General features: G+C 64.1%; 25 protein-coding genes. 13 read left to right on the forward strand and 12 right to left on the reverse strand.

What is annotated here, in order from left to right; genetic code table 11:
* The first annotated feature begins 395 nt into the window (after positions 1-395).
* Positions 396-722 (forward strand): hypothetical protein, encoded by a 327-nt coding sequence (locus tag E4K65_RS17845; RefSeq protein ID WP_167770926.1) that lies wholly within the window; start codon positions 396-398, stop codon positions 720-722.
* A 59-nt stretch (positions 723-781) separates the two neighbouring features.
* Here E4K65_RS17845 and E4K65_RS17850 read toward each other — a convergent pair whose 3' ends face one another.
* Both E4K65_RS17850 and E4K65_RS17855 read right to left on the reverse strand, forming a co-directional pair.
* Entirely contained in the window at positions 782-1,606 is an 825-nt protein-coding gene (locus tag E4K65_RS17850; RefSeq protein ID WP_135175280.1) for a lytic murein transglycosylase, read from the reverse strand.
* 130 nt (positions 1,607-1,736) lie between these two features.
* Positions 1,737-2,645, reverse strand: coding sequence for a DUF2189 domain-containing protein (locus E4K65_RS17855; protein WP_167770903.1), 909 nt, complete (start codon positions 2,643-2,645; stop codon positions 1,737-1,739).
* A 335-nt stretch (positions 2,646-2,980) separates the two neighbouring features.
* Here E4K65_RS17855 and E4K65_RS17860 point away from each other — a divergent pair, with 335 nt between their 5' ends.
* Positions 2,981-3,379 carry a DUF3597 domain-containing protein gene (locus tag E4K65_RS17860; RefSeq protein WP_027546617.1) on the forward strand — a complete coding sequence of 133 codons (399 nt, stop codon included), beginning with the start codon at positions 2,981-2,983 and terminating at the stop codon, positions 3,377-3,379.
* Positions 3,380-3,431: 52 nt separating this feature from the next.
* Here the strand turns inward: E4K65_RS17860 and E4K65_RS17865 are convergent, their stop codons facing one another.
* Positions 3,432-3,707 (reverse strand): GNAT family N-acetyltransferase, encoded by a 276-nt coding sequence (locus tag E4K65_RS17865; protein WP_135175283.1) that lies wholly within the window; start codon positions 3,705-3,707, stop codon positions 3,432-3,434.
* A 251-nt stretch (positions 3,708-3,958) separates the two neighbouring features.
* Between E4K65_RS17865 and E4K65_RS17870 the strand changes: the two genes are divergently transcribed.
* Positions 3,959-4,354, forward strand: a complete 396-nt coding sequence (locus tag E4K65_RS17870) for an SPW repeat protein (protein WP_135175284.1) — start codon at positions 3,959-3,961, stop codon at positions 4,352-4,354.
* Positions 4,355-4,403: 49 nt separating this feature from the next.
* On the opposite strand, the gene E4K65_RS17875 is transcribed toward E4K65_RS17870, so the two are convergent.
* The 3 genes from E4K65_RS17875 to E4K65_RS47310 form a co-directional block, all read right to left on the reverse strand.
* Positions 4,404-4,679, reverse strand: coding sequence for a GNAT family N-acetyltransferase (locus E4K65_RS17875; RefSeq protein WP_135175285.1), 276 nt, complete (start codon positions 4,677-4,679; stop codon positions 4,404-4,406).
* 11 nt (positions 4,680-4,690) lie between these two features.
* On the reverse strand, positions 4,691-5,206 hold the full coding sequence (locus E4K65_RS17880; protein ID WP_135175286.1) for a DUF3828 domain-containing protein: 516 nt from the start codon (positions 5,204-5,206) through the stop codon (positions 4,691-4,693).
* A gap of 91 nt (positions 5,207-5,297) precedes the next feature.
* The gene (locus tag E4K65_RS47310) at positions 5,298-5,666 is read right to left on the reverse strand and encodes a hypothetical protein (protein WP_167770904.1); all 369 of its coding nucleotides are present in this window, start codon (positions 5,664-5,666) and stop codon (positions 5,298-5,300) included.
* Between the two features lie 94 nt (positions 5,667-5,760).
* Between E4K65_RS47310 and E4K65_RS17890 the strand changes: the two genes are divergently transcribed.
* From E4K65_RS17890 to E4K65_RS17900, 3 genes are all read left to right on the forward strand, one after another.
* A complete protein-coding gene (locus tag E4K65_RS17890) occupies positions 5,761-6,258 on the forward strand; it encodes a hypothetical protein (protein WP_167770905.1) in 498 nt (165 codons plus the stop codon).
* A gap of 105 nt (positions 6,259-6,363) precedes the next feature.
* Positions 6,364-7,971, forward strand: coding sequence for an acyl-CoA synthetase (locus E4K65_RS17895; RefSeq protein ID WP_167770906.1), 1,608 nt, complete (start codon positions 6,364-6,366; stop codon positions 7,969-7,971).
* Between the two features lie 9 nt (positions 7,972-7,980).
* Positions 7,981-8,841, forward strand: a complete 861-nt coding sequence (locus tag E4K65_RS17900; protein WP_135175289.1) for a PCC domain-containing protein — start codon at positions 7,981-7,983, stop codon at positions 8,839-8,841.
* A gap of 16 nt (positions 8,842-8,857) precedes the next feature.
* Here E4K65_RS17900 and E4K65_RS17905 read toward each other — a convergent pair whose 3' ends face one another.
* Positions 8,858-10,921, reverse strand: coding sequence for a DUF1217 domain-containing protein (locus E4K65_RS17905; RefSeq protein ID WP_135175290.1), 2,064 nt, complete (start codon positions 10,919-10,921; stop codon positions 8,858-8,860).
* Positions 10,922-11,179: 258 nt separating this feature from the next.
* On the opposite strand from E4K65_RS17905, the gene E4K65_RS17910 reads away from it, so the two are divergent.
* The 3 genes from E4K65_RS17910 (at position 11,180) to E4K65_RS17925 (ending at position 14,377) form a co-directional block, all read left to right on the forward strand.
* Positions 11,180-11,947, forward strand: a complete 768-nt coding sequence (locus E4K65_RS17910; RefSeq protein ID WP_135175291.1) for an AAA family ATPase — start codon at positions 11,180-11,182, stop codon at positions 11,945-11,947.
* A 913-nt stretch (positions 11,948-12,860) separates the two neighbouring features.
* Positions 12,861-13,427 (forward strand): SRPBCC family protein, encoded by a 567-nt coding sequence (locus E4K65_RS17920; protein WP_135175292.1) that lies wholly within the window; start codon positions 12,861-12,863, stop codon positions 13,425-13,427.
* Between the two features lie 2 nt (positions 13,428-13,429).
* The gene (locus tag E4K65_RS17925) at positions 13,430-14,377 is read left to right on the forward strand and encodes a YVTN family beta-propeller repeat protein (protein ID WP_135175293.1); all 948 of its coding nucleotides are present in this window, start codon (positions 13,430-13,432) and stop codon (positions 14,375-14,377) included.
* 170 nt (positions 14,378-14,547) lie between these two features.
* On the opposite strand, the gene E4K65_RS17930 is transcribed toward E4K65_RS17925, so the two are convergent.
* Positions 14,548-15,468, reverse strand: coding sequence for a nucleoside hydrolase (locus E4K65_RS17930; RefSeq protein ID WP_135175294.1), 921 nt, complete (start codon positions 15,466-15,468; stop codon positions 14,548-14,550).
* A gap of 109 nt (positions 15,469-15,577) precedes the next feature.
* A complete protein-coding gene (locus E4K65_RS17935; RefSeq protein WP_135175295.1) occupies positions 15,578-16,228 on the reverse strand; it encodes an HAD-IA family hydrolase in 651 nt (216 codons plus the stop codon).
* Between the two features lie 94 nt (positions 16,229-16,322).
* On the opposite strand from E4K65_RS17935, the gene E4K65_RS17940 reads away from it, so the two are divergent.
* Positions 16,323-16,541, forward strand: a complete 219-nt coding sequence (locus tag E4K65_RS17940) for a DUF433 domain-containing protein (protein ID WP_135175296.1) — start codon at positions 16,323-16,325, stop codon at positions 16,539-16,541.
* An 18-nt stretch (positions 16,542-16,559) separates the two neighbouring features.
* Here the strand turns inward: E4K65_RS17940 and uvrA are convergent, their stop codons facing one another.
* From uvrA to E4K65_RS17955, 3 genes are all read right to left on the reverse strand, one after another.
* Entirely contained in the window at positions 16,560-19,535 is a 2,976-nt protein-coding gene (gene uvrA, locus E4K65_RS17945) for an excinuclease ABC subunit UvrA (protein ID WP_135175297.1), read from the reverse strand.
* Positions 19,536-19,814: 279 nt separating this feature from the next.
* Positions 19,815-20,504, reverse strand: a complete 690-nt coding sequence (locus E4K65_RS17950; RefSeq protein ID WP_135175298.1) for an outer membrane protein — start codon at positions 20,502-20,504, stop codon at positions 19,815-19,817.
* Between the two features lie 222 nt (positions 20,505-20,726).
* Positions 20,727-21,494 carry an outer membrane protein gene (locus E4K65_RS17955; protein WP_135175299.1) on the reverse strand — a complete coding sequence of 256 codons (768 nt, stop codon included), beginning with the start codon at positions 21,492-21,494 and terminating at the stop codon, positions 20,727-20,729.
* Positions 21,495-21,967: 473 nt separating this feature from the next.
* Here E4K65_RS17955 and E4K65_RS17960 point away from each other — a divergent pair, with 473 nt between their 5' ends.
* The 3 genes from E4K65_RS17960 (at position 21,968) to gyrA (ending at position 25,964) form a co-directional block, all read left to right on the forward strand.
* Positions 21,968-22,462, forward strand: coding sequence for a single-stranded DNA-binding protein (locus E4K65_RS17960; protein ID WP_011087466.1), 495 nt, complete (start codon positions 21,968-21,970; stop codon positions 22,460-22,462).
* Positions 22,463-22,663: 201 nt separating this feature from the next.
* Positions 22,664-23,062, forward strand: a complete 399-nt coding sequence (locus tag E4K65_RS17965) for a DUF2306 domain-containing protein (RefSeq protein ID WP_135175300.1) — start codon at positions 22,664-22,666, stop codon at positions 23,060-23,062.
* A gap of 169 nt (positions 23,063-23,231) precedes the next feature.
* Complete coding sequence (gyrA, locus tag E4K65_RS17970) at positions 23,232-25,964, forward strand: DNA gyrase subunit A (RefSeq protein WP_135175301.1); 2,733 nt, start codon at positions 23,232-23,234, stop codon at positions 25,962-25,964.
* The last annotated feature ends 81 nt before the right edge of the window (positions 25,965-26,045 follow it).

Here is a 26,045-nt window from a genome sequence, read left to right on the forward strand (position 1 = left end):
GACCTGCAAGACGACGCGGCAGCTTGTAAGCCCAAGTCTCGCATGCGCGAATCGCATGAATCAGGAAATTTGGAAATGAATATAAATTCATAATATGGAACGGGTTCCGCCGGCCTGAGGGAGCTCGTCGGCGTGAGGAGGGAGAGGCGATTCGCTCGGCTCGCTTAGGAAGGGCCACTGAAGCTGCTTGCGCGAAGCCAGATATCGCGGGCCGATCGCCGGGAGTCGGGCGCGGTCGTCGTTGGTGCGGTGCACACACGCCCAGGGTGTAAGTACTTGATTACAAGGTTGTAATGAAAATCAGAATTTTCGCATGCGGCTCTGCGCGGCGCGCAACATCACGCAATTCTCGCGGGGAATTTATTGCGGCAAGTTGCCGCGTCGGCAGCAAAGTCGTGGCGCAGATTCCGGCAATCTCGCTGGAGCTGTCCCAAGAACAAGAGAAGGAAAGTAACATCATGACGAAGTTACTCGGGGTTATCGCCATTGCCGCCGTCGCGTTCGCCGTCGCACCGGCCCAGGCCGCCAAGCACGCCATGGGCGGCTGCAGCTCGGCCAACCTGGAGAAGACGGAGACCGCGATCGAGAACATGCCCGACGGCGACGGCAAGTTCGTGGCGCAGAAGGAGATCGCGGCTGCGCAGGACTCGCTGCTCAACGGCAAAATGGGTGCGTGCGGCGCGCATCTGAACAAGGCGATGCACGCCACCATGGGTAAGTAAACGCTTCAAGAGAGGGCCGGTCGCCGGGCGATCGGCCCTACGCTTTTGTGCGCGGGATCTTAAGGGGCGCGCGCGAGCTGGGTGGCGAAATAGGCGACGGTCTTGGAATAGACCTCGCTCTTGTTCCACTGCTGCAGCACCGCGAAATTCGGGCTGCCCGGCTGCCAATCCTTGCCGCGCTGCCAGCCATAGCCGGCGAGATAATTGGCGGTGGAGGCGAGCACGTCGGGCGCGTTGTGCAGGAGATCGCGCTTGCCATTGCCGTCGAAATCGACGGCGTATTTCATCCAGGACGAGGGCATGAACTGGGTCTGGCCGAGCTCGCCCGCCCAGGCGCCCTTCATGTCGGCGGGTGCGAGATCGCCGCGCTGGACGATGCGCAGCGCGTCCAACAGTTCGCCGCGAAACTGCTCGGCGCGCCGACAGTCATAGGCCAGCGTCGCCAATGAACGGATGGTTGCGAACTTGCCGGTGTTGACGCCGAAATCGGTCTCGAGACCCCAGATCGCGACCAGCACCTCGCCTGGGACGCCATAGGTCTGTTCGATGCGGGACAGCACCGAGCCGTATTGCTTCATCATGTTGGAGCCGCGCGTCATGCGCGGTGGCACCATGCGGCCGGAAAACTCCTCGAAGGTCTGGGTGAAGACCTTCTGCGAGCGGTCGCGGTTGAGCACGCTCTGATCGAGCGTCACGCCGGCGAGACCGGCGGCAATGGCCTGCTGCGAGATGCCTTTCGCCGCGGCGTCGGTTTTGAAGTCCGCAAGCCATGCGTCGAAATTGCCCGAACCGCAGGCAACGGCGGCGAGCGCGGGTTCGGCGGATAGGATTGACGCGGAGAGGGCTAAGGCTGCGAGAGCAAGACGAGAAATCGTCGGGGTCATCAGATGAAATGGATTCCGTGAAGTGATCTGACCGGCGGGGCGCAATCTCGGTCGGAACCGCGGCCAAAGCAAGGCGCATGACGAGCCCGGTCCTGCCCGGAGCCGGGCAGGACCGGATGTCACGCGATCGTTAAGCGTCCGTCCGATTCCGCCACGGGAAGAGGTTGGCGGGGAAGTCGGCGGCGGGCTTGCGCGGACGATGCGGCGGAGGCGGCACAGGCCGCGCACCGGGATCGGATGCGATCACCTTGCGGTACAGATGCCAGGTGGAATGCCCGAGCAGGGGGATCACCACGGCGAGGCCGACGAACGCCGGGATCGTGCCGAGCGCTAGCAGCACCGCCACGATCAGGCCCCAGGCCGCCATCGGCACCGGGTTCCTGGCGACAACGCGCAGCGAGGTGACCATCGCCTCGAACGCACCGGCATGGCGGTCGAGCATCAGGGGGAAGGACACGGCGCTGATGCAGAGCGCGGCGAGCGCGAATAGGAATCCGGTGCCGCAGCCGACCACGATCAGCCACCAGCCCTGCCGGGTGGTTAGCACGCGCGTGATGAAATCCGAGATCCCGGTCACGCCCTCATAGCCGAAGGCTGCGACATAGATCGCCTGTGCGGTTGCAACCCAGCTCACGAACAGGGCGAGCAGCAATGTGCCGAGACCGAGCATGGCACCGAACGAAGGCGAGCGCAGCACCTCCATGGCATCCCAGGCGCTGGCCTCTTCATAGCGTTCGCGCCGGCTCGAGAGCTCATAGAGACCCAAGGCCGCGAAGGGCCCGATCAAGGCGAAGCCAGCGGCGAGTGGAAACAGCAGCGGCAGGACTGAATAGCCCATCACCACGCGGGCGAGCACGAGGCCCAGCACCGGGTAGATCACGCACAGGACGATGGCGTGGCTCGGAACTGCCTTGAAATCCTCCCAGCCGCGCCTCAGCGCGTCATGCAGGTCGGACAGTTGGATGGTCCGGATGGTTGGTCCCGCCGCATTAGCGGGCGGGGCCATTGTAGGGACATTGCCCTGGTAGAGTGTGGCCATGGTCGCTAGCTCCCTTGCCATGCAGCCGAATCCGGCGCCGGCAAACGGCGCAAGCGGCCGCTATTCTTGGATGATCGCGATCCCGACCAGACGCGAATTCCGGACGGCATCGCGAACTGAACGGGAAGCGTACTCCCAATTCCGAGTCCTGTCCCTCACGCCTGGGTGAGATTCGATACCGCACCGCAACTTCGACGGTGTCATTCGGTCGTCATTTCGCCGCAGATAAGCTGATGCTGGTTGTCGGTTCGCAGAACTCCGCGGGCGCAACGCAGAGACTTCGTCTATAAGTGCCACTCAAGGCCTTCCAACGGGATCCTTTTCGGGGAGCAGACATGAGCATTTTCGGGAAAATTATGGGCGCGATCTTCGGTAGCCATCCGGCTTCCGCCGCACCCGCAGGCAGCGCACCGTCGGGCAGCGCGCCCGCAAGCGCCGCGCCGGCCGGATCGGCACCGGCCGCAGCGCCGATGGCAACGGTGGACGTCGCAGCCATCGTCGACAAGCTAGTGGCAGCCCAGAAGGAGAAGCTCGAGTGGCGCACTTCGATCGTCGACCTCATGAAGGCGCTCGACATCGATTCGAGCCTTGCCGCGCGCAAAGATCTCGCCAAGGAGCTCGGCTACACCGGTGACATGAACGACTCCGCGAGCATGAACGTCTGGCTGCACAAGCAGGTGATGTCCAAGCTCGCCGCCAATGGCGGCAAGCTGCCGCCGGAGATCAAGCACTGATCGATCGTTCGGACGCAACCAAGGGCCCGCGGGATCGCGGGCCCTTTTGCGTTCAGGCAACGAGGTCCGCATCCTCCGGATGCTTGTCGAGATAGTCGACGACGAAGCCGCAGCCGGCGATCACCTTCCTGCCGTCGCGGCGGATCAGGTCCAGGGCGCCCTTGACCAGTTCGGAAGCGATGCCGCGGCCGCGCAGCGCGCGTGGCGTCTCGGTATGGGTGATGATCACCGCCGACGGGGTCAGCCGGTAGCTGGCGAAGGCGACCTCGCTGCCGATATCGAGCTCGAAGCGGCTCCTGTCCTTGTTGTCGCGTACCGATGCCGCCATGCAAGCTCCTTCCGAAGTGCGTATTGCTTGCCGATCTAGGAGCCCGACCCGGCACTTGGCAAGCGCGGCCAAGGGAGGTTCAAGGGAGTTGCCGGACCCTAATATTTCCTGACCCTGCTCTTGCAAGTTCCGCGGCGGTTCCCACGTCCTTGAGAAGGACATACGCCCGAATGCGGCCGGCACGGTCGCCAGACATTCGGAGTGTCGTGATAGCCAGCCGCAGACGTATGCCTCTCTTGTAGGAGGTTACGATGTCGGACTTTGGTTTCTTGAATACTCATCGAACATGGGAAGACTGGTGCGGGATGCTGCTCGGCGCGTTGATTGCTGCGTCGCCGTGGTTCCCCATCCAGGATCGCATCACCACCGGACACGAGACGATGGTCCTGAACACGGTCGCAGTCGGCCTCGTCGTATTCGGCCTCAGTCAGCTCGAATATGTCGCCTTGCAGCGCTGGCAGGAGGTGGCGACGATCCTGGTCGGGCTGTGGCTCATCGTCTCGCCCTTAGTGCTCGGCTATTCCGGCGAAGGTTTTCTCCGGGTCTACCATACCGGTCTCGGAGCGGCAGCGGTGCTCCTCGGCGTGCTGCAGCTGTGGCAGGACTGGGATCTGAGTGACCAGGATATGCTGAAGCACGGGCAATAGGCTGCGGATTTCGGCAGGCCCGCCGCGCGATCGGCGGGCCGGCGCTCGCTCATCCTTTCACGAGGTCCTGATAGTCCGGGTGCTTCTCGATCCACGCTTTGACGAACGGGCATTGCGGGATCAGCTTCAAGCCGGCTGCTCGGACCTGGTCGAGCGCACCTTGCACCAGCTTCGAGCCGACGCCCTTGCCGCCGAGCTCTTTCGGAACATCCGTGTGCTCGAACGTGATGACGTTGCCGTCGAGCTTGTAATGTTCGGTCGCAAGATGGCCCTCCACCTCCAGTTCATAGCGGTGATCGGCCTTGTTGTTGATGACGTCGCTCATGTCGTCTCCGGTCAGCTCTTCAGCGAGTCCGTCAGCATCTTGCGGATCGACCAGGCTTCGCCGTCGGAGGAACCCTTGATGTCGTCGATCCGCCACCTACCGGCCTCGCGCACGAAGTCGTAACGCACGATCAGGTCGGCGGGTTTGCGGTCATTGCGGTGGCCGGCGATGGTCACCGCAAGTGTCGCCTTGTCGGCCTCCATCTTCTCGGCGTCAACCTTGAACGACTTCACGTCCGGTTCCTGCGAATTGGTGACGGGATCGAAATCGACCGGTCCGACGTCGCCCTTGGGCGTATGCGCATCCGCCTTGGCCCACAGCGCAACCAGCGCCTTCGAGAGATATTTCGCCTTGGCAGCCTTGTTCTCGATGACGAAGGCACCGCCGCCATCGCCCTTGCCCTTGGCCGCGCGCGTGTAGATCGCGGTCAGGACGGCGACGGGATCGCTGGGAGCGGGCACGACGGCAAATGCCGGGGAGGTACCGGCAAGCAGAGAGGCGACGACGAAGGTCCGGCGGGTGAGCATGAAATGTCCCTGAGGTGATGGCGCGCGACGATAGGCCTGAGCGGCCGGCGTCAGCGCGTATCGCTGTAGACTGATGGAGCGGCCGTTCGGTTCAATCGGTCGCTTTGGCCAGCCGCGCATCCTCGGGCTGCGGCTGCTGGCGGAGGCAGCCCTGGCAGATGACGAGGGAGCGGTTGACCCTGGCGTCCTGCTCGGCCTCGATGCCGTCCTGCGCCTGCCACCATTCCTTCGAATAGGGCTGAAGGCCTGCTTGCGATCTGTTGTGTTCGGATGCTGTGGCGGATCGCGTTGCGCGCGATGGTCCCGGGACGGACCGCGGCTGGTTGGGATCCTCGCCCGCACCATCCCAGGCATAGCGCGCAGGCTTGAAGGCGGGATCGGAAGCGAGATGCGCCTGCGGCGCCACGGCACATCCGGCAAGCGCCAGCGATAGCAGGAGGAAGGCGGGCGCTTTGACCATGATGCGGCACTCTGTACGCGAGAACTGGCTGAGGTTGCGCCGATCATGTTTAAAATTCCCTGAACGGTTGCGGCTGCGTCGGCGACAAATGCGCATGCGCTGTTTCATCCTCCTGCTCGCTCTGCTCGTCACCGCTGCGCGCGCCGACGACGCAAGACCGTTCAACCCGGCCGACTATCCAGCCGGTGTGCAGAAGGCGCTGCACTACGCCAATGAGGAATGCGACAGCCAGAACGGTGGTGCGGTAACCTTTGCGCCGGACACGGTGCGCAGGATCGACCTGACAGGCGACGGCCGCGACGACTACATCGTCGATTTCCGCGACACCAAATGCGGCGACCGCGAGACCACCTATTGCGGGACCGGCGGCTGCGTCATGAACATCCTGGTGACGCTGCCGGACGGCAGCGTGCGCCCCGTGTTCGACGGCTATGTCCGCAGCTACAAGATCGTGGCGCCGCCGACCAAGCGCGGCGCCGCGCGCACCGTCCGGTTCGATCTGCATGGCAGCTATTGCGGCGGTTTTGGCGCGCAGGCCTGCGTCAAGGAGAAGGCGATCACGGCGGCGCCGTTCGCGTTCAAGCAGCCGTAGAGCAGGTGCGCGGCCGGCGGCCTTGCGGCGGTGCGGGCGTTGGCGATAAATGGGCTGCAAGGAGCGGGCGGCTTGCGCGCCGTCCGCCGTCGAAGAGGAAGCCCCATGCAGCCCCTGCGCATGTCCCGCCGCATCATGAATCTCGCTCACATGCTGACCCAGAATGCGCGGCGGCATGGATCGCGTCCCGGCTTCGTCTGGGGTGACAAGTCCTGGACCTGGCGCGAGATCGACGCGCAGGTCTCGGCGCTGGCGGCGGCGCTCGCCGCGCGCGGCATCGCCAAGGGCGACCGCATCCTGGTCCATTCCAAGAATGGCGACGAGATGTTCTTCTCGATGTTCGCGGCGTTCCGGCTCGGTGCGGTCTGGGTGCCGACCAATTTCCGCCTGATGCCGGACGAGGTCTCCTATCTCGCGCAGGCCTCCGGCGCGAAGGCGTTTCTGTGCCATGTCGATTTTCCCGAGCACGCGGCGGCCGTGAAGGGCGGCGCGCTCGCGTTCACCTGGAGCATTGACGGCAAGGGCGCGTTCGGCGAGACGTCGGTTGCAGATGCCATCGCGTCGCAGGCGGGGCGCGTGGTCGAGAACGTCGCTGTCGAGCACGATGATCCCTGCTGGTTCTTCTTCACCTCCGGCACCACGGGCCGCTCCAAGGCCGCGGTGCTGACCCACGGCCAGATGGGCTTTGTCGTCACCAACCATCTCGCAGACCTGACACCGGGCGTCACCGAGGAGGATGCCTCGCTGGTGGTAGCGCCGCTCTCGCATGGCGCCGGCGTGCATCAATTGGTGCAGACCGCGCGCGGCGTACGCACCGTGCTGCTGCCGACCGAGAAGTTCGACATCGACGAGGCGTTCCGCCTGATCGAGGAGCATCGGGTCAGCAATCTCTTCACCGTGCCGACGATCCTGAAGATGATGGTCGAGCATCCCGCCGCCGACAAATACGATCACTCCTCGCTGCGTCACGTGATCTATGCCGGCGCGCCGATGTATCGCGAGGACCAGAAGGCCGCGCTGAAGAAGCTCGGCAAGGTCATCGTGCAGTATTTTGGATTGGGCGAGGTCACCGGCAACATCACCGTGCTGCCGGCGGCGCTGCACGACCCCGAGGACGGCCCGCATGGGAAGATCGGCACTTGCGGCTTCGAGCGCACCGGTATGCAGGTCTCGATCCAGGACGACGAGGGCCGCGAGCTCGGGGCGAACCAGAGTGGCGAGATCTGCGTGATCGGTCCTGCGGTGCTCGCCGGCTATTACGACAACCCCGAGGCCAATGCGAAGGCGTTCCGCAACGGCTGGTTCCGCACCGGCGATCTCGGCCACATGGACGAGGAGGGGTTCGTCTACATCACCGGCCGTGCCTCCGACATGTACATCTCCGGCGGCTCCAACATCTATCCGCGCGAGATCGAGGAGAAGATCCTGACGCATCCTGCGGTCGGCGAGGTCGCCGTGCTCGGCGTGCCCGATGCGACCTGGGGCGAGGTCGGCGTGGCCGTGTGTGTTGCGCGTGAGGGAGCGAAGCCGGTGAGCGAAGCGGAGATGGCGGCGTTCCTCGGTCCGAAGGTACCGCGCTACAAGATGCCGAAGCGGTTCTTCTTCTGGGAGGCGCTGCCGAAGTCCGGCTATGGCAAGGTGCCGAAGCGCATGGTCCGGGACGAACTCGAGGCGCGCGGATTGCTCGACCTCGACAAGACGAAAACAGGCTGAGCGAAGGTCATGCGCAGCATCAGGCAGCCGGGCGCAGCGAGCGCAGAACGCATCCAATGGGTGGAGGCGAGGGGACGCGCCTTCACGTTCACGCTTGAGGCAGGCGTGCCGCTGCTGGAGGCCGCGCGCCGCGGCTTTGCGGCGGAAGGTTTTGCGAGCGGCGTGCTGAATTTTGGCCGTGGCACGCTCGGACCGTTCGCCTATGTGATGCCGGCGCTGTCGAAGACCGGCGAGAACGCCGCGTTCTACAGCGAGACGTTCCGGCCCAAGGGCGTGACCCGCACGAAGCTCGGCAGCATGACGCTCGGCATGCGCGACGGCGCGCCGTTCTTTCATTGCCACGGGCTGTGGACCGAGGCGGACGGCAGGCCAAGCGGCGGCCATATGCTGCCGGACGAGACTGTCGTCGCCGAGCCGTTCGAGCTCGAAGCCTTCGGCATTGATGGCGCGATGTTCACCGCCGAGCCTGATCCGGAGACGAACTTCAAGCTGTTCGGGCCGGTGGTGACTGCAAGCGGCGCTGCGCGCACCTCGAGCCGCGCGTTCGCGCTGCGGCTGCGGCCCAATCAGGATTTTGCTTTCTGTCTCGAAGCATTCTGCCGCGAGCAAGGCATTTCGCGCGCGAAAATCCATGGCGGTGTCGGCTCGACCATCGGCGCGCGCTTCACCCATGGCGGCGTGACCGAGCCGTTTGCGACGGAGCTCGCGATAACGGCGGGAAGCATAGCGCCAGGTGATTCCGGCGCGTTGGAAGCAGCGCTCGAAATCGCCCTGATCGACTACACCGGCGGCATTGCAGAGGGCCGTCTGATCCGTGGCGACAACCCTGTGTTGATGACCATGGAGCTGGTGCTCGAGGCGTTAGGCTAGCATCGGCGAGCGGTCATCAGCGAGACTGTAACTTGGCGATGGCGAGGAAGGTGGAGTCACTTATCCCTGAGCCCGATCCTTGAAAGAGGCTGAGCAAGGGAGACTGAGCCTGACCGGTACTCTCACTGTTTCTGATGTCGTACATGGCGGAGAACCGGTTCAGCAGCTTCTCAACCTTCGCGGGATCGGACAGATCCTTGATCTTCATGAATCTGTCCACGAACTTGGCCTGCTGATCGATCGGCATCGCAGCCATCGAGTCAGGCAGATCGAAGGTGGTCCTGAACACCTCCGAAAGAGCCCGGTCGGCCAGGATGTCGTATGCCGACGTGATTTCGCCCGCCTTGCGCTGGAAATAGAGCGCCAGGCGCACGCCGGGATTCGTATCTCCCTGCTGTTGCTCCAGGCTTTGCTGGAGATAGTTCGCCTGCGTTTCCCGAAAATGATCGCCCTTCTGAGGACCCAACATCGGAAGGCGCGCGACGTCGCCCTTGCTGTTGAAGTTGAACGTCCCCGCGATTTCGGCAAAGCGAGGATCGCTCTGCGTGTTCGCGAAGCTCTTGGGATTGCTCAGGTCGGAGCTGAAGATCTTCTTGAGGAATTCGGTGCTGACCTTCTTGGGATCCAGACCCTTGGCGACGAGAATGAAATCGATCACCTTCCGGTTTGCGAGCAGGTCGGAAACGCTTCCGATGTCTGCGACGGCTTCCTGATAAGACGTCGCGTCCTTCTGGGCTTGCTCCCGAACTGCCTTCTGCTGCTGGGGGCTTGCGTCCCTCAGCGCTGCAATGACGTAGCTCTTCGCAATATCGAGGACGTCGGACGAGTCCTGGGCCACCAAGGGAGTCGTCAGATTGCCTTTTGCGTCGAAGTTGAAGTCGCGTGCGAGCTTGACGTACCGATCGTCCTTGAGGGTATAGACGAAGCTCTTGGGATCGTTGAGGTCGCTTTCGAGAACAGCCTTGATCGTGGCTTGCGAGGCTGTCGCCGGGTCGAGGCCGACTGCGCCCAGCGCAAAATTGTACACGTCCGGTGTCGACACGAACGCCTGGACTGAGTTGACCTTGAGGACGGCCGCTCTGAAGTGTGTGATAGCCAATGCTTCGTTCAACGGGGTTGCCGCGTCGTAGACGGCGGCCTTGCTGGCGTCGAACTTCTGTTTCGTGATCGTAATGTTTGCAGCAGTTTGTGCGGACACACCTGACGGAAGCGACCCGTCGGACGAAAACTCGAACGCGCCGGCCAGGTCGACGAACCGGCCAATCGTCCCGATCTGGTCGTTGAGGCTGGAGACGTTCTTCGAATACGAGTCCAGATGATACTTTTCGACCAGGATCTGGACGTTCAACTGCGGCACGTCGGCGCCCGGTTGCGACAGTTGGGCCGTGTAGTCGGCGATTTTCTGATTGGCGGCGCTGACATCCGATTGTGCTTGCGCAAGCTGGGCGTTGAGGCCGCTCAACTGAGACGCGAAGGTGGTGTTGACGTAGCTGTTCGGATCGGATGGATCGCTGCGCAGGACCTGGCTGATCGTGTCACGCGGCCACTTGCTTTCATCGAGCCCGAACGCCGAATAGACATAGTTGCGAAGACGGTCGTTGTTCAGGAGTTGGTCCGCACTGCTGATGTTTCCGATTTCGGTGCTGTAGTATGTCGAGTCGCTGGCCAGGGCATCGACCTGGCTGTTCTTGGTTGCCGTGTACAGACCGATCATCTCATCGGTCTGGTTCTCCGATTGCGCAACGGGCTTCGCACCGCCGGTGAAGGAAAAGGCCGCCGCAAACTCCCGGTACCGTTTGTCGACCAGCTTGTTGACGAAGCTGGTGGGGTCGGAGAGGTTGCTCTCCAGCACCTTTTTCATGAAGGCCTTGGCGTAGGCCATGTCTTCGAGGCCATAGGCCTTCGTCGCATAGTGATAAAGGCGATAATCCTTCATCAGATCGTCGACGGTCTTCACCTTGCCGATGTTGGCCTTGTAATAGGCGGCCTCCCGCGCCACGTCCGGTTGCTGTTCGACCCGCGTCAGCGACTGCTTGAGATTGTGCGCAATGTAGTTGTAACTGAAATACGTTGTGACCATCGCGCATTCCTCGCGGCGTTACGGTCCCGGACGTCCGTCAATCATTGCCGGGTCGCGAGGTGGGGGCCGGCCTCATGCCAGCACATCGTCTCAGAGCTGCGTCTTTTGGGCGTTCCTGCTTAAGAATCATCTCCACGTGACGCAGATCGAGTTTGTGTCTATTTGTTTCTGCATGTTTCTCAAATGCAGCTTTCGTGAGGATTGTGTTCCTGATATGTTCCGATCAAAGGCTGGGTTGAAATAGGTTGGAAGCCGGGCATGAGCCGAAGAAGCGGTCGCACGATCAACCTGCCGGCACCGTATCTGAAGCGGGTCTGGCTCGATCCATCGCAAGTTCACGATCGCGAGGCCTATCCGTTTTGCCTGCCAATCTTTCCGGATGATTTCGAACTCAACTTCGACGCCGCCATCACTGTCATCGTCGGTGAGAATGGCACCGGGAAGTCGACGATCCTCGAGGGGATCGCGGCGCTTGCCGGCTACGACGATGCCGGTGGCGGCAAGGGCTACATGCCGGTCGACCATTCCGACGCGCGGGAGAGGATGGGCGGCCAGCTTTCCAGGGCTTTGCGCGCAAGCTGGCTGCCGAAGATCACCAATGGCTGGTTTTTCCGCGCCGAGAGTTTCTTCTCGGTGGCGCGATATCTCGACAAGGCCGCAAGCGATGCCGGCCAGGTCGGTCCCGATTTCCTGTCGCATTCCCATGGCGAAGGTTTTCTGCGTTTCTTCGAAGAGCGCTGCCAGCGCCAGGGCATCTTCATCTTCGACGAGCCGGAATCGGCGCTGTCGCCGGCGCGTCAGATCGAATTCCTGAGGCTGTTGCGACGCATGGACGACTCCGGCATCTGCCAGGTCATCATGGCAACCCATTCGCCGATGCTGATGGCCTATCCCAACGCGCGGCTGCTGCGGCTCGGGAAATACGGGCTGGAGCCGGTGACGGTGGAGGAGACCGACCATTACCGGTTGATGCGGGAGTTTTGCGCCGACCCGCGGGGCTTCGTGGAGGCGACGCTGGCGGAGTAGGTGAGGGGCGCAGCCGACGCTCACATTCGTGTCCCGGACAAGCTGCAACGCGTGAGCGTTGCGGCGCAGAGCCGGGACCCAGAAGCCGTGCCGTTTCCCGCTGCATGGGCCCCGGCTCTGCAGCGCACCGCCGAAGGGGCGTTGCGCTGCGTCCGGGGCGCGAGCCCGAATTCATCTTGCATTGCTACCCACATCCTACGCGCGGCTCCGCATTCTCGCGGCATGAACTGCCCGAGCTTTGCTGTCGTCGCCACCCTCGCAAGTGCCGAGGGCGCAGGGAAGGCCGGGTGCCGGCTGGCACCCGCGGTCCGCTGTGCGCGAAATGCGCTGGAAGCAGACGCACAGCGGCATACAGGTGAAGCCAAACATCCGGCCTTCCCTGCGCAGTGGTTTTACGGCTTATGTCGTGATCTCCCCGGGGAGCGATGCACTATTGCCCCCGTCACCTTGCGGATGGCTGACGCGCCCGCCCGGTTGGGCAGCGCACGTCACCGCAAGGCTTGGCACACAGACCCCGGATGCCAGGACCACACGATTTTGCCGTACGCAGGCTGCACCGGTCGTGTGCGCGCAGGCAGTTGCTCACGGCATGAGCCGCCCTGCAAACCACCTTCGCGCCGACGCCGCCTGCGTCCACCACGTCCCATCCCGCATGTCGTGACGATCGCGATACGCCCCTCGGCCGGGTTGGGATGGTCGAAACATGCGATAATTCCGAATTCGCGTAAAGCGAATTGTTTTGATCGGGGCGGATTGACCCCTCTCTTGTGTGTCTTGCCCGTCGGGCAGCGCAAGGGATGGCGTCGATCGCCGCCACAGCCGTGCCACGAACCGGTCTCCCGACGGCCCGAAAATGCGTTACGGTGGTCGCAGCGCGCCTCAAGTCGCGCAGATCCAGGAGTGAGGAAACGGTATGAGGATGAGAATCGGAACGGCGGTCGCCGGGGTGGCGGCGCTGGCGGTGGCGGGGATGGCTCTGACGGCCGCGCTTGAGCCGGTTTGGGCGCACGGGCCGACCCGGCAGAAGGTGCGCGAATCCATCGAGATCAACGCCGCCCCGGCCAAGGTGTGGGCGGTGATCGGCAATTTCCAGGACATGAGCTGGCTTCCGCCCGTCACCAAGACCGAGGGCGACAAGGGCAACGAGATCGGCGCGACGCGGCGGCTGACGCTGACCGGCGGGGCCACGGTCGACGAGGAGCTCTACAAGTTCGACGCGGCCGCGATGACCTATTCCTACCGGATCACCACCGTCGACGTGAAGGTGCTGCCGGTCACCAACTATTCCTCGACGCTGACGGTGACGCCGAGCGCCGACGGCAAGGCCTCGACGCTGGAATGGGCCGGCGCGTTCTATCGCGGCTTTCCCAACAACGATCCGCCGCCGGAGCTGAGCGACGAGGCCGCGGTGAAGGCGGTGAAGGGGCTCTATCAGGCCGGCCTCGGGGCGCTGAAGAAGAAGGTCGAGAGCGGAAGCTGACCGTGCGGGCCCTGGTCCTGGCGGCGCTGGCCGCCAGCCTTGCCTGCTTCGGCTGCGCCTTCGCCGAAGAGGCGTTCGTCACCAACCAGCTCAGCGACGATCTGATGGTCGTGGACCTCGCCACCGCACGTGCGGTGGCAACCATCCCGATCGGCGGCAAGCCGGCCGGCATTGCCGTCAGCGCCGACGGCCGCTTTGCCTATGTCACGAGCCCGGATGCCAAGGCGGTGACGGTGGTGGAGGCAGCAACGCGGCAGGTCGTGGGGCGGATCGAGGTCGGCGGCGGCCCGCTCGGCATTGCGGTGGCGCCTGACGGCAAGACGGTTTATGTCGCCGATTGGTACGCCGCGGCGGTGCGGGTGATTGATGCGGCGACGCGCAGCCTCACGGCCAGCATCGCGGTCGGCGCCTCGCCGTCGGGCCTGGCGGTGACGCCTGATGGCAAGCTGCTGCTCTCGGCGGACCGCGACGACGACAGCGTCTCGGTGGTGGACACGGCGACGCGCGCGCGCAAGGTGACCATCAAGGTCGGCACGCGTCCGTTCGGCGTCACCATCGATGCCGAGGGCAAGCGCGCCTACACCGCCAATGTCGGCTCCAACGACGTCTCCGTGATCGACATCGCCGCCGGGTCCGAGATCGGCCGCGTGCCGGTCGGGATGCGTCCCTATGCGGTGGCGCTGGCGCAGGGGCGCGGCTTCGTCACCGACCAGTATGGTGGCACCGTCAGCGTGTTCGATGTTGCGACACTGAAACCGGTGAAGCGCATCACTGTCGGCGACTACCCCGAAGGCATCAATGCAACCGCCGACGGCAAGCGCGTCATCGTCGCCTGCTGGGAGAGCAACACGCTTGTTATCATCGATGCTGCCGAGCTGAAGGTGATCGGCGAAGTCAAGACCGGCGACGGCCCGCGCGCATTCGGGGCGTTCTTGCGCAGGACGGAGTAGGGACGCGTAGGGTGGGTTAGCCGAAGGCGTAACCCACCGCTTTCTCGCGGTGAGCAAGGCGGTGGGTTACGCCAGCCTGTAGCCCGCATGAGCGAAGCGACATGCGGGACTCGTTTCAGCACTGAAGGTCCCGGATATCGCTGCGCTCATCCGGGCTACGGCACTGAGCCCTATTTCGCTTCGGCAAACGCCTTCAGCTTCACGAAGAAATCCTTCAGGATCGGGTTGCGATCCACATAGGTCACGTAGCGGATCGGATGCCGCCGTCGGTCGATGCTCCACGTCATCTGGTCCGTGAGGACGGGAGCGGGGATGATCACGCTCGGTGCCCACACGGGGTTCAGCAGCCAGCCGACCGGCGCCATGTCCCAGATTTCCTTGGCCCAGCCCATGTGGTCGGACGAATATTCCTTGAAGCGCATGGCGAGAAACGCGCCGATGCTGCCGTGGGGTTCGACGTATCGTTCGATTTCCGGCACCGTCGCGTGAAGGCGCGAGGTGACGCCCATGCACGGGACGAGGACGAGCGGCACGCCGCTGTCGAGCAGCACCTGCGCGCCGCCGACGTCCTGCTTCAGATTGAACTCGACCGTGTGGGGCCATTCCAGCGCATGGCCGCCGAGCCAGACCACGATGATGCGGTCGATGATATCGGGCGCCTCGAGCAGTGCGGAGGCGACGTTGCTGATGGCGCCGATGGCGACGACGTAGAGCGGATTGTCCGGCGAGCCCGCGCGCGCCCGGGCGATGAGGTCGTTCACGGCGGGCGCCGCCTGCGCCGTCTTGCCGGGGCCGACATAGTCGGTGACGCCGCGGTGAACCAGGCCTTCCGGCGCGACGTTCAGACGGTCCAGCAGGCGCAGGATTTCCTGATAGCTCAGCTCCATGCCGTGGCCGGGGCTGTCCGCGCGCGCATTGAAGAACGGCGCGGCGTAGATCGCCTCGACCTCGAAGCGGTCCTTCGACAACAGCATCTGCACCAGCGCGAACTGGTCGTCGATCTCGTTATAGGTGTCGGTGTCGAGCACGACCCGCAACCGGCCGACCGGCGGCTCCAGGAGCTTGAGGCGGCTTGCGTCCGTGAGTGTCATCACCGTCTCCCCGAACAGTTCGTAGGGTGGGTTAGCCTGCGGCTGCGCGAAGCGCAGTCCGCCAGCGTAACCCACCTCTTTTGTCTCTGCGGATACGCACAGTGGTGGATTACGCTTCGCTAATCCACCCTACGTTTCCGCATAATGTCTCGGCAATGTCGCGCATGTGTTCGAACACGTGATCGGGCGCTAGCGCCCGTAGCGCTGCCGGTGCCGCATAGCCCCAGCATACCGCGCCGCAGGCAATCCCCGCGGCGCGCGCCGCGTCGATGTCGCGGACCTCGTCGCCGATCGCGATGACGCGGCTTGGGTCGACGCGGGCGCGGCGGACGACCCGGCGGAATTTCGCGGCCTTGCCGAACAGCGACGCCGAGCAGTCGAAATGCGCGAACAGGGCCGCGGCATCACCAAGCTTCTCGCGCGCATTGGCTTCGCTGTCGGAGGTCACCAGCGCGAGTTGCACGCCGTTCTCGGCCAGCGTCCGCAGCATCGCCTCGACACCCGCAAACAGCGAAATCTCGCTGGCTGCCTCCGCCTTCAGCCGCCGCGCATGCCGCGCGATGGCTGGCAGCCTCCACAGCGGGACGTCGAGCCGGGTGAGGATCTCGCGCGACGAGGCGTGCCGCAGCTCCTCGACATCCTCATCGGTGACGCGGCGAAAATTGAAGCGATCGGCGACGTCGTTGATGGTGCGCAGGAACCAGGGGAAGCTGTCGGCGAGGGTGCCGTCGAGATCGAAGATGGCGAGGGAGTAGGGCATGGGGGAGTGGACGGGTGGACCTGCGCATCCGGTCCGCAGGCGACGCGCCGACAGATGCTATCGGAGATGCTATATTAGCGCCCAGAGGTGACAGATGTCGGAGCTACTGGCAAGAATTACAGTCGATCCGGAGCGGATGCATGGACGCCCCTGCATTCGCGATCTTCGCATCACGGTCGCCGACGTCCTGGGACTGCTATCCGCCGGACAGTCGCGCGACAGCATTATCGAGGACTATCCGTATCTGGAGCAGGCGGATATCGACGCAGTGCTCGCTCCTGCTTTTCGCGAACAGATATTGCGGCTTCTTTGACAGTAGCGGCGGGGCTGCCTACTCCGCCGCCTCGCTCGTCCTCCCGCGCTTCGGCTTCCGCGCCTTCTTCAGCACCGGCTCCAGGAACTTGCCCGTATAGCTCCTTGGCGCCTTCGCGATGTCCTCCGGCGGGCCCCAGGCGACGATCTCGCCGCCGCCGTCGCCGCCTTCGGGGCCGAGGTCGATGACCCAGTCTGCGGTCTTGATGACTTCGAGATTGTGCTCGATCACGACGACCGTGTTGCCCTGCGCGACCAGCTCGTGCAGCACTTCCAGGAGCTTCTTGACGTCGTGGAAGTGCAGGCCGGTGGTGGGCTCGTCCAGGATGTAGAGCGTGCGGCCGGTGGCGCGCTTTGACAGCTCCTTGGCGAGCTTGACGCGCTGGGCTTCGCCGCCTGACAGCGTGGTGGCCTGCTGGCCGACATGGATGTAGTCGAGGCCGACGCGATGCAGGGTCTGGAAGGTCTCGCGCACGCGCGGCACCGCCTTGAAGAAGTCGGCGGCTTCCTCGACGGTCATGTCGAGCACGTCGGCGATGCTCTTGCCCTTGAACAGGACTTCGAGCGTCTCGCGGTTGTAGCGCTTGCCCTTGCAGACATCGCAGGTGACGTAGACGTCGGGCAGGAAGTGCATCTCGATCTTGATGACGCCGTCGCCCTGGCACGCCTCGCAGCGGCCGCCCTTGACGTTGAAGGAGAAGCGGCCGGGCTCGTAGCCGCGCGCCTTGGCTTCGGGCAGGCCGGCGAACCATTCGCGGATCGGCGTGAAGGCGCCGGTATAGGTCGCGGGGTTCGAGCGCGGGGTGCGGCCGATCGGCGACTGGTCGATGTCGATGATCTTGTCGATGTGCTCGAGGCCCTCGATGCGGTCGTGCGGCGCGGCGCCTTCGCTGGCATTGTTCAGCTTGCGGGCGATGGCGCGGTAGAGCGTGTCGATCAGGAGCGTCGACTTGCCGCCGCCGGAGACGCCGGTGACGCAGGTGAACAGGCCGAGCGGAATCTCGGCGGTGACGTTCTTGAGGTTATTGCCGCGCGCGTTGACCACCTTGATGGTGCGGCGATGGTTCGGCGGACGCCGCTCCGGCACCTCGACCTCGAGCTCGCCGGTCAGGTACTTTCCGGTCAGCGATTTCGGATTGCGCATGATCTCGGCGGGCGTGCCTTCGGCGACGATGTGGCCGCCATGCATGCCGGCGCCGGGGCCGATGTCGAGCACGTAGTCGGCGAGGCGAATGGCGTCCTCGTCATGCTCGACCACGACCACGGTGTTGCCGAGGTCGCGCAGGCGCTTGAGGGTGTCGAGCAGGCGCGCATTGTCGCGCTGGTGCAGGCCGATCGAGGGCTCGTCCAGCACGTAGAGCACGCCGGTCAGTCCCGAGCCGATCTGCGAGGCCAGGCGGATGCGCTGGCTCTCGCCGCCCGACAGCGTGCCGGAGGAGCGGGAGAGGGTGAGGTAGTTGAGGCCGACATCGAGCAGGAAGGTGAGGCGCTCGCGGATCTCCTTGAGGATGCGGCCGGCGATCTCGTTCTGCTGCTTGTTCAGCGCCTCCGGCACGGTCTCGAACCACTCGCCGGCCTTTTTGACCGACAGCTCGGAGATCTCGCCGATGTGCTTGGTGCCGACCTTGACGCAGAGTGCCTCGGGCTTGAGCCGAAAGCCGTTGCAGGCGCCGCAGGGCACGTCGTGGAAATACTTCGCCAGCTCCTCGCGCGCCCACTCGCTCTCGGTCTCGCGGTAGCGGCGGTTGATGTTGGTGATGACGCCCTCGAACGGCTTCTTGGTGTCGTAGGAGCGCACCCCGTCCTCGTAGGAGAACTTGATCTCGTCCTCGCCGGAGCCGTAGAGGATCGCGTTCTGCGTCTTTTTCGGCAGATCCTTCCACTTGGCGGTCAGCGTGAACTTGTAGTGCTTGCCGAGCGCCGTCAGCGTCTGCACGTAGTAGGGTGACGACGATTTGGCCCAGGGCGCGATCGCGCCCTTGCCAATGGCGAGCTCCTTGTCGGGGATGACGAGATCCTCGTCGACATGCTGCTCGACGCCGAGGCCGCCGCAGGCAGGACACGCGCCATAGGGATTGTTGAACGAGAACAGGCGCGGCTCGATCTCGGGGATCGTGAAGCCGGACACCGGGCAGGCGAACTTTTCCGAGAACAGCATGCGCTCGGGCCCGCTCTTGTCGTGGATCTTTGCGGTCTTCTTCTTTTCCTCGGCCGGCGCCGCCGCGGGCGCATCGGCGAATTCGACGACGGCAAGGCCCTCGGCGAGCTTCAGCGCGGTCTCAAAGCTTTCGGCGAGACGCTGGCCGATGTCGGCGCGCACCACGATGCGGTCGACGACGACGTCGATGTCGTGCGGAAACTTCTTGTCCAGCGTCGGCGCTTCCGCGAGCTCGTGGAAGGTGCCGTCGATCTTGACGCGCTGAAAGCCCTTCTTGAGCCATTCGGCGAGCTCCTTGCGGTACTCGCCCTTGCGGCCGCGCACGACGGGCGCGAGCAGGTAGAGGCGCGTGCCCTCGGGCAGCGCCAGCACGCGGTCGACCATCTGCGAGACGGTCTGGCTCTCGATCGGCAGGCCGGTGGCCGGCGAATAGGGCACGCCGACGCGGGCCCAGAGCAGGCGCATGTAGTCGTAGATCTCGGTGACGGTGCCGACGGTGGAGCGCGGATTCTTCGAGGTCGTCTTCTGCTCGATCGAGATCGCCGGCGAGAGGCCGTCGATCTGGTCCACGTCGGGCTTCTGCATCATCTCCAGGAACTGGCGTGCGTAGGCCGACAGCGATTCGACGTAGCGGCGCTGGCCCTCGGCATAGATGGTGTCGAAGGCGAGCGAGGATTTGCCGGAGCCGGAGAGGCCGGTGAACACCACGAGCTTGTCGCGGGGAATCTCGACGTCGATGTTCTTGAGGTTGTGCTCGCGCGCGCCACGGATCGTAATTGCGCGCAGGCTGGAGCCCGCGTTCTGTTGTTGGCGCTTCGCCTTGATCACTTCATCCATCCCGGTGGTCCCTAGGGAATCCCAAAGACGCGCAACCGCGCCAAGGGTGAAGGCGCGCTTTGCCCGGAACCGGGATCGGCGCCGATGGGGTTGTCAGCGAACGTAGGAAGAACAGCGACGGATTTCCAGTGCGAGTTGCGAATCGTCAACGGATTGTTGGCGTGCTGGCGGCATCTGGCAGCAGCTGGGTGTGCGGAACTGGGCTGAACGTTACCGCCAAAACAAAAAAGGCCGGCGCGAGGCCGGCCTTTCGTGACGATGTGACGTCGGTGGCGAAGCTTAGTACTTCGCCACCACCGGGCCCCCGAAGTGATAGTTCACGCCGACCTGCACGGTGTGGAAGTTGAGCGTGCCGGTGGGGAGGGCGCCCGAGAAGTAGGTCTCGCCGCCGAGGCTGCGATAGAGGTACTCGCCCTTGACCGACCACTGCGGCGCGAAGAACGCTTCGACGCCCGCACCGACGGTCCAGCCGGAGTGCCACTTGCTGTCCGACGCGGTCACGCCGAGAGCGGAGAGGCTGATCTTGTTGTCGATCCAGGCGTAGCCGCCGGTGCCGTAGAACAGGACCTGGTCGACGGCGTAGCCGATGCGGCCGCGCACGGTGCCCATCGCATCGGTCTTCGAGGTCGCGGTCGCGGTCACAACGCCGAAGCCGGGGACGACAGAGGCGCCGGTCGCCGTAGCGCTGACGTCAGCCCAGGCGCCATCGGCCTCGACACCGAACACGACGTTGCCGGTCTGCCAGTTGTAGCCGGCGGTGCCGCCGACGAAGCCACCCTTCATCTTCGGGTCGCCCGAAGCGTTTTCCCAGGCGCCGCCGCCAACGATACCGATGTAGAAGCCGGTCCAGTTGTAGACCGAGGCCACAGCCACCGGAGCCTTCGTGTACGGGCGAGCCGCAAGATCTGCAGCCGACGCGGGGGCGGCCAGAGCGAACAAACAGGCCGAAGCCAACAAAACCTTCTTCATTTTCAACCTAATCCCAGTCCCAGTTTCTGTTGTGCCTTCCACGATCGGGAAGGGCATCGGACGCTGCGGTCCAACTGACGTCGTGCTTACACCAGCAAAGCTGCAAGTTGTGTCTCTCAAATGCCACAACGGTCGCAAAACGTAACGGTCATTGACCTACCGTCGCACAAAAAAAGGCCGGCACAGGGCCGGCCTTCAATCTTCAGTGATATCAACGAGATATCAGTACTTCGCGATGATCGGGCCACCCCAGCGATAGTTCACGCGGATCAAGGCGAGATCGACGTCCTGGCTGATGCGATCTGCGCGCGTGAAGGCACCGAGCGGGGCAATCGCGAAATTGCCGGAGCCGGCGAAATTGATGGTGCGGTTGCCCATGAAGAGGTGGTCGTACTCGAAGCCGACCGTCCAGTTCGGCGCGAATCCGAACTCGACTCCGACACCCACGGCGCCGCCCCAACGGGTCTCGTTGGCGCGGTCGACTTCGAGGCCGGACACGACGTCGAAGGTGCGATAGCGATCGCTGACGACGGCGCCGCCGCCCTTCACGTAGACCAGCACGTTATTCCAGGCGTAACCGACCTGGCCGGTAATCAGGCCGAAGGCATTGATCTGCGACCGATCGCGCAGGCCGGTGATCGCGCTGATGTTGTCACCCGAGAAGTCCGCCCAGTTGCCCTGGCCTTCGACGCCGAACACCCAATTCGCCGACTGCCAGCGATATCCGACCTGGCCACCGACCGTGCCGCCGGTCGCGTTGTGGCAGCCCTCGCCGACGAAGATGCCACCGCCGAGATCACCGTCCCAGCATTTGTGGCTCCAACCGCCACCACCGTTGATGCCGATGTAGAAGCCGCTCCAGTCGTAGATGGCGGCGACCATCGGCGGCGGAGCCTTGGTATAGGGACGCGCAGCGAGATCCGCCGCGCTTGCGGGAGCCGCCAGGCTCAACGCCATTGCACCGATTGTACCAATCAAAATCTTATTCACTGCAGTCTCCCCAGTTTCGATCCGCTTCTTGAAATTCCCCGAAGCGGCCAATCAGGCGCGACGCCCATATGAACTTAATTCCAAGGCAAACGTAGCTTAAGCGGGAGGCAGAGTCCGTCGCCGAAATGCAACAGTCGCAAGGCAACTGCAACGTGTGTAACTTGATGAATGTTAAGTGCTGTTGGTCGTTTGCGGGAACCGGGAAAAGTTCCATCCAGCGCAAACCATGGTTCCATCCAGCGCAAACTATTTGGGCAGCACGCAGGTACCGTCCGGCCCAAACATTTTGCACGCGCACGAGCAGGAACAAATCTGGAACAGACCGGTGGCCGATGCTATATATGGGGATAACCTGAGGGCTGATGGGCTGATCGGTCCGCGCAAGCGTATAGGGTCGCCTCAACAGGTTGCAGACGACCGCGGGGCGCGGTCGGGCCTTATGAATTCAGCGGCATTCGGAGTGGAGAGCGGCGATGGCGGGAAGCGTCAACAAAGTCATTCTGGTTGGAAATCTCGGCAAGGATCCTGAAATCCGCCGCACCCAGGACGGGCGGCCGATCGCGAATTTGAGCATCGCGACCTCGGAGACCTGGCGCGACAAGAACAGCGGCGAGCGCAAGGAAAAGACCGAGTGGCATCGCGTCGTGATCTTCAATGAAGGCCTCTGCAAGGTCGCCGAGCAGTACCTGAAGAAGGGCGCCAAGGTTTATATCGAGGGCGCGCTTCAGACCCGCAAATGGACCGACCAGAGCGGCGTGGAGAAGTACTCCACCGAAGTCGTGCTCCAGGGCTTCAACTCGACGCTCACGATGCTCGACGGCCGTGGCGGCGGGGGAGGCGGCAGCTTCGGCGAGGAGCCGGGCGGCGATTTCGGCTCCTCCGGTCCCGTCAGCAGTGCGCCGCGCCGCGCCGTTGCTGCCGGCGGCGGTGGCCGCAACAGCGACATGGACGACGACATCCCGTTCTGAGTCGGGCGGGGCGCTTCGCCCCGAATGTCGTCTTGCTCGCGTAAAGCGACAGGATTTCTTACCAAACGGCTCGTAAAGCTCGGTTTTTCCGGGCGTGCCTCGCGTGCTGCTTCAAGCCTTTGACCGGGCAGCATGTGAATGGTATTAACTTGATGTTAATCCCATTCACATGGTCCGCCTGTCGATCGGAGGAAGCCCCGCATGAGCCTCGCGCCGCTGCTTCAGGCTGCTCCAGCGATCCCGCTGCATGCCTTTGCCGCCATGGCCGCCCTGGTGCTCGGCCTCGTCCAGTTCGCCGCTCCCAAAGGCACGCTGCCGCACCGGACGATCGGCTGGATCTGGGTGGTGCTGATGGCGGTCGTGGCCGCCTCCTCGTTCTGGATCCACCAGATCCGCCTGGTCGGACCGTTCAGCCCGATCCATGTCCTGTCGATCTTCACGCTGGTGGTGCTGCCGCTCGCGGTATGGCGGGCGCACACCCATCGCGTGGCCGATCACCGGCGCATGATGATCTTCATTTTCGCCGGCGCGCTGGTGGTGGCGGGCCTGTTCACGTTGCTGCCGGGGCGCATCATGCACCGCGTGATTTTCGGGGCGTAAGGGGCGGTTTCGGGCGGCTCGTCCGGGCCCCGCCCAGGGCGGTGCCGGAGAGGGCGTAAGTCTCTGGAAAAACAGTCGGAAAAAGCGCTTCCCTTTACCCCCGCAAGGGTGGTTATCAGGGGCTCGATGCGCTATATGATTCCCAGATAAAACCTCACCGGATTTCCCCTTGGCTGACGACGACGACAAGCCCGGCGACCAGCCGGCGCAACCCTCGGATATTCGCCCCGTCTCCATCTTCGAGGAGATGAAGAAGTCCTATCTCGACTACGCCATGAGCGTGATCGTGGCGCGGGCGCTGCCCGATGCGCGCGACGGTCTGAAGCCGGTGCATCGCCGCATCCTGTACTCGATGAACGAGCAGGGGCACACACCCGACAAGAAATACGTCAAGTCCGCCCGCGTGGTCGGCGACGTCATCGGTAAGTATCATCCGCACGGCGACCAGTCGATCTACGACGCCATGGTCCGCATGGCGCAGGACTTCTCGATGCGCGTGCCGTTGATCGACGGCCAGGGCAATTTCGGCTCGGTCGACGGCGATCCCCCTGCCGCCTATCGTTACACCGAAGCGCGCCTGACCAAGGCGGCGCTGGCTCTGCTGGCCGACATCGACAAGGACACCGTCGACTTCCAGCCGAACTACGACAACAACGAGACCGAACCATCGGTCCTGCCGGCCAAGTTCCCGAACCTTCTCGTCAACGGCGCGGGCGGCATCGCGGTCGGCATGGCGACCAACATCCCGCCGCACAATCTCGGCGAGGTCATCGACGCCTGCGTCGCCCTGATCGACAACCCTGCGCTCACCATCGACGAGCTCATCAACATCGTGCCGGGACCGGATTTCCCGACCGGCGGCGTCATTCTCGGACGCGCGGGCATCCGCGCCGCCTACCACCTCGGCCGCGGCTCGATCGTCATGCGCGGCAAGGTCGCGATCGAGACCATCCGCAAGGAGCGCGAGGCGATCATCATCACCGAGATTCCCTACCAGGTGAACAAGGCGACGATGGTCGAGCGCATCGCCGAACTGGTCAAGGAAAAGAAGATCGAGGGCATCGGCGACCTGCGCGATGAATCGGACCGCGACGGCTACCGCGTCGTCATCGAATTGAAGCGCGACGCCGTGCCGGACGTGGTGCTGAATCAGCTGTACCGATTCACGCCGCTGCAAACGAGCTTCGGCGTCAACATGGTGGCGCTCGATAGCGGCCGTCCGCGGATCATGCATCTGAAGGACCTGCTGGCCATCTTCGTCGACTTCCGTGAGCGGGTCGTCACGCGGCGCACCAAGTACCTGCTCGCCAAGGCGCGCGATCGCGCCCATATCCTGGTCGGTCTCGCGATCGCGGTCGCCAATATCGACGAGATGATCCGCGTCATCCGGACCTCGCCCGACCCGACCACCGCCCGCGACACCCTGATGTCGCGCGACTGGCAGGCCCGGGACGTCGAGGACATGCTGACGCTGATCGACGATCCGCGCCACCGCATCAGCGCCGACGGCACGATCCGGCTGTCGATGGAGCAGGCGAGGGCCATTCTCGATCTGCGCCTTCAGCGCCTCACCGCACTCGGCCGTGACGAGATCCGCGACGAGCTCGACAAGCTCGCCGGCGAGATCGCCGATTATCTCGACATCCTGCGCTCGCGCGAGCGCGTGCTGGGCATCATCAAGACCGAGCTCGCCGAGGTGAAGGCCGAGTTCGCCACCCCGCGCCGCACCGTGATCATCGAGCAGGAAGGCGAGGTCGAGGACGAGGACCTGATCCAGCGTGAGGACATGGTCGTCACCGTCTCGCACGCCGGCTATGTCAAGCGGGTGCCGCTGTCGGCCTACCGGGCGCAGCGCCGTGGCGGCAAGGGCCGCGCCGGCATGCAGACCCGCGACGAGGATTTCGTCAGCCGACTGTTCGTCGCCTCGACACACACGCCGGTGCTGTTCTTCTCCTCGCGCGGCCAGGTCTACAAGGAAAAGGTCTGGCGCCTGCCCATGGCCGCGCCGAACGCGCGCGGCAAGGCGCTGATCAACATCCTGCCGCTGGAGCAGGGTGAGCGCATTACCACCATCATGCCGCTGCCCGAGGACGAATCGACCTGGGGCAACCTCGACGTGATGTTCGCGACGACAGGCGGCAATGTCCGGCGCAACAAGCTGTCCGACTTCGTCGACGTCCGCCGCTCCGGCATCATCGCCATGAAGCTCGACGAGAACGAGTCGATCGTCGACGTGCAGATCTGCACCGAGCACGACGACGTGCTGCTGACCGGCGCCGGCGGCCAGTGCATCCGCTTCCCCGTCACCGACGTGCGCGTGTTCACCGGGCGTACCTCGATGGGCGTGCGCGGCATTGCGCTTGGCGAGGGCGACAAGGTGATTTCGCTGGCGATCCTGCGCCATGTCGAGACCTCCTCGGACGAACGCTCGGCCTACCTGAAGATGCGCCGTGCGGTGGCCGGCGAAGCCACGGCCGAGGAGCCGGCGGTGGACGCCGAGGCCGAGGAGACCTCCGGCAGCTTCCAGCTTGCCCAGGAGCGTTATGTCGAGATGTCGGCGGCCGAGCAGGTCGTGCTCACCGTCTCCGTCAACGGTTATGGCAAGCGGACCTCGTCCTACGAGTACCGCACCACGGGCCGCGGCGGCAAAGGCATCGTCGCCATGAGCGTCAACAACCGCAACGGCAACCTGGTTGCGTCCTTCCCCGTGGAGGACGCTGATCAAATCATGCTGGTCACCGACAAGGGCCAGCTGATCCGCTGCCCGGTCGAAGGCATCCGCATCGCCGGCCGCTCGACGCAGGGCGTGATCGTGTTCGACACCGCGGAGGACGAGCACGTCGTCTCGGTCGAGCACATCACGGAAGAGGCGGAGAGCGGGAACGGGACGAACGGCGAGTAACGCGTAGCCCGGATGGGGCAGGAGGTCGGTGCGAAGCGCCGACTGACGGCGCAATCCGGGACCAGGTTTGTACCCGTAGCC

Origin of the sequence: Bradyrhizobium niftali, assembly GCF_004571025.1 — a bacterium.
In the GTDB taxonomy this organism is placed as follows: domain Bacteria; phylum Pseudomonadota; class Alphaproteobacteria; order Rhizobiales; family Xanthobacteraceae; genus Bradyrhizobium; species Bradyrhizobium niftali.

What these genes read in the sequence shown, in the direction of transcription:
- E4K65_RS17850 (WP_135175280.1), bottom strand. Translation starts at nt 1,606, where the DNA reads ATGACCCCGACGATTTCTCGTCTTGCTCTCGCAGCCTTAGCCCTCTCC.
- E4K65_RS17855 (WP_167770903.1), bottom strand. Translation starts at nt 2,645, where the DNA reads ATGGCCACACTCTACCAGGGCAATGTCCCTACAATGGCCCCGCCCGCT.
- E4K65_RS17860 (WP_027546617.1), top strand. Translation starts at nt 2,981, where the DNA reads ATGAGCATTTTCGGGAAAATTATGGGCGCGATCTTCGGTAGCCATCCG.
- E4K65_RS17865 (WP_135175283.1), bottom strand. Translation starts at nt 3,707, where the DNA reads ATGGCGGCATCGGTACGCGACAACAAGGACAGGAGCCGCTTCGAGCTC.
- E4K65_RS17870 (WP_135175284.1), top strand. Translation starts at nt 3,959, where the DNA reads ATGTCGGACTTTGGTTTCTTGAATACTCATCGAACATGGGAAGACTGG.
- E4K65_RS17875 (WP_135175285.1), bottom strand. Translation starts at nt 4,679, where the DNA reads ATGAGCGACGTCATCAACAACAAGGCCGATCACCGCTATGAACTGGAG.
- E4K65_RS17880 (WP_135175286.1), bottom strand. Translation starts at nt 5,206, where the DNA reads ATGCTCACCCGCCGGACCTTCGTCGTCGCCTCTCTGCTTGCCGGTACC.
- E4K65_RS47310 (WP_167770904.1), bottom strand. Translation starts at nt 5,666, where the DNA reads ATGGTCAAAGCGCCCGCCTTCCTCCTGCTATCGCTGGCGCTTGCCGGA.
- E4K65_RS17890 (WP_167770905.1), top strand. Translation starts at nt 5,761, where the DNA reads ATGCGCTGTTTCATCCTCCTGCTCGCTCTGCTCGTCACCGCTGCGCGC.
- E4K65_RS17895 (WP_167770906.1), top strand. Translation starts at nt 6,364, where the DNA reads ATGCAGCCCCTGCGCATGTCCCGCCGCATCATGAATCTCGCTCACATG.
- E4K65_RS17900 (WP_135175289.1), top strand. Translation starts at nt 7,981, where the DNA reads ATGCGCAGCATCAGGCAGCCGGGCGCAGCGAGCGCAGAACGCATCCAA.
- E4K65_RS17905 (WP_135175290.1), bottom strand. Translation starts at nt 10,921, where the DNA reads ATGGTCACAACGTATTTCAGTTACAACTACATTGCGCACAATCTCAAG.
- E4K65_RS17910 (WP_135175291.1), top strand. Translation starts at nt 11,180, where the DNA reads ATGAGCCGAAGAAGCGGTCGCACGATCAACCTGCCGGCACCGTATCTG.
- E4K65_RS17920 (WP_135175292.1), top strand. Translation starts at nt 12,861, where the DNA reads ATGAGGATGAGAATCGGAACGGCGGTCGCCGGGGTGGCGGCGCTGGCG.
- E4K65_RS17930 (WP_135175294.1), bottom strand. Translation starts at nt 15,468, where the DNA reads ATGACACTCACGGACGCAAGCCGCCTCAAGCTCCTGGAGCCGCCGGTC.
- E4K65_RS17935 (WP_135175295.1), bottom strand. Translation starts at nt 16,228, where the DNA reads ATGCCCTACTCCCTCGCCATCTTCGATCTCGACGGCACCCTCGCCGAC.
- E4K65_RS17940 (WP_135175296.1), top strand. Translation starts at nt 16,323, where the DNA reads ATGTCGGAGCTACTGGCAAGAATTACAGTCGATCCGGAGCGGATGCAT.
- uvrA (WP_135175297.1), bottom strand. Translation starts at nt 19,535, where the DNA reads ATGGATGAAGTGATCAAGGCGAAGCGCCAACAACAGAACGCGGGCTCC.
- E4K65_RS17950 (WP_135175298.1), bottom strand. Translation starts at nt 20,504, where the DNA reads ATGAAGAAGGTTTTGTTGGCTTCGGCCTGTTTGTTCGCTCTGGCCGCC.
- E4K65_RS17960 (WP_011087466.1), top strand. Translation starts at nt 21,968, where the DNA reads ATGGCGGGAAGCGTCAACAAAGTCATTCTGGTTGGAAATCTCGGCAAG.
- E4K65_RS17965 (WP_135175300.1), top strand. Translation starts at nt 22,664, where the DNA reads ATGAGCCTCGCGCCGCTGCTTCAGGCTGCTCCAGCGATCCCGCTGCAT.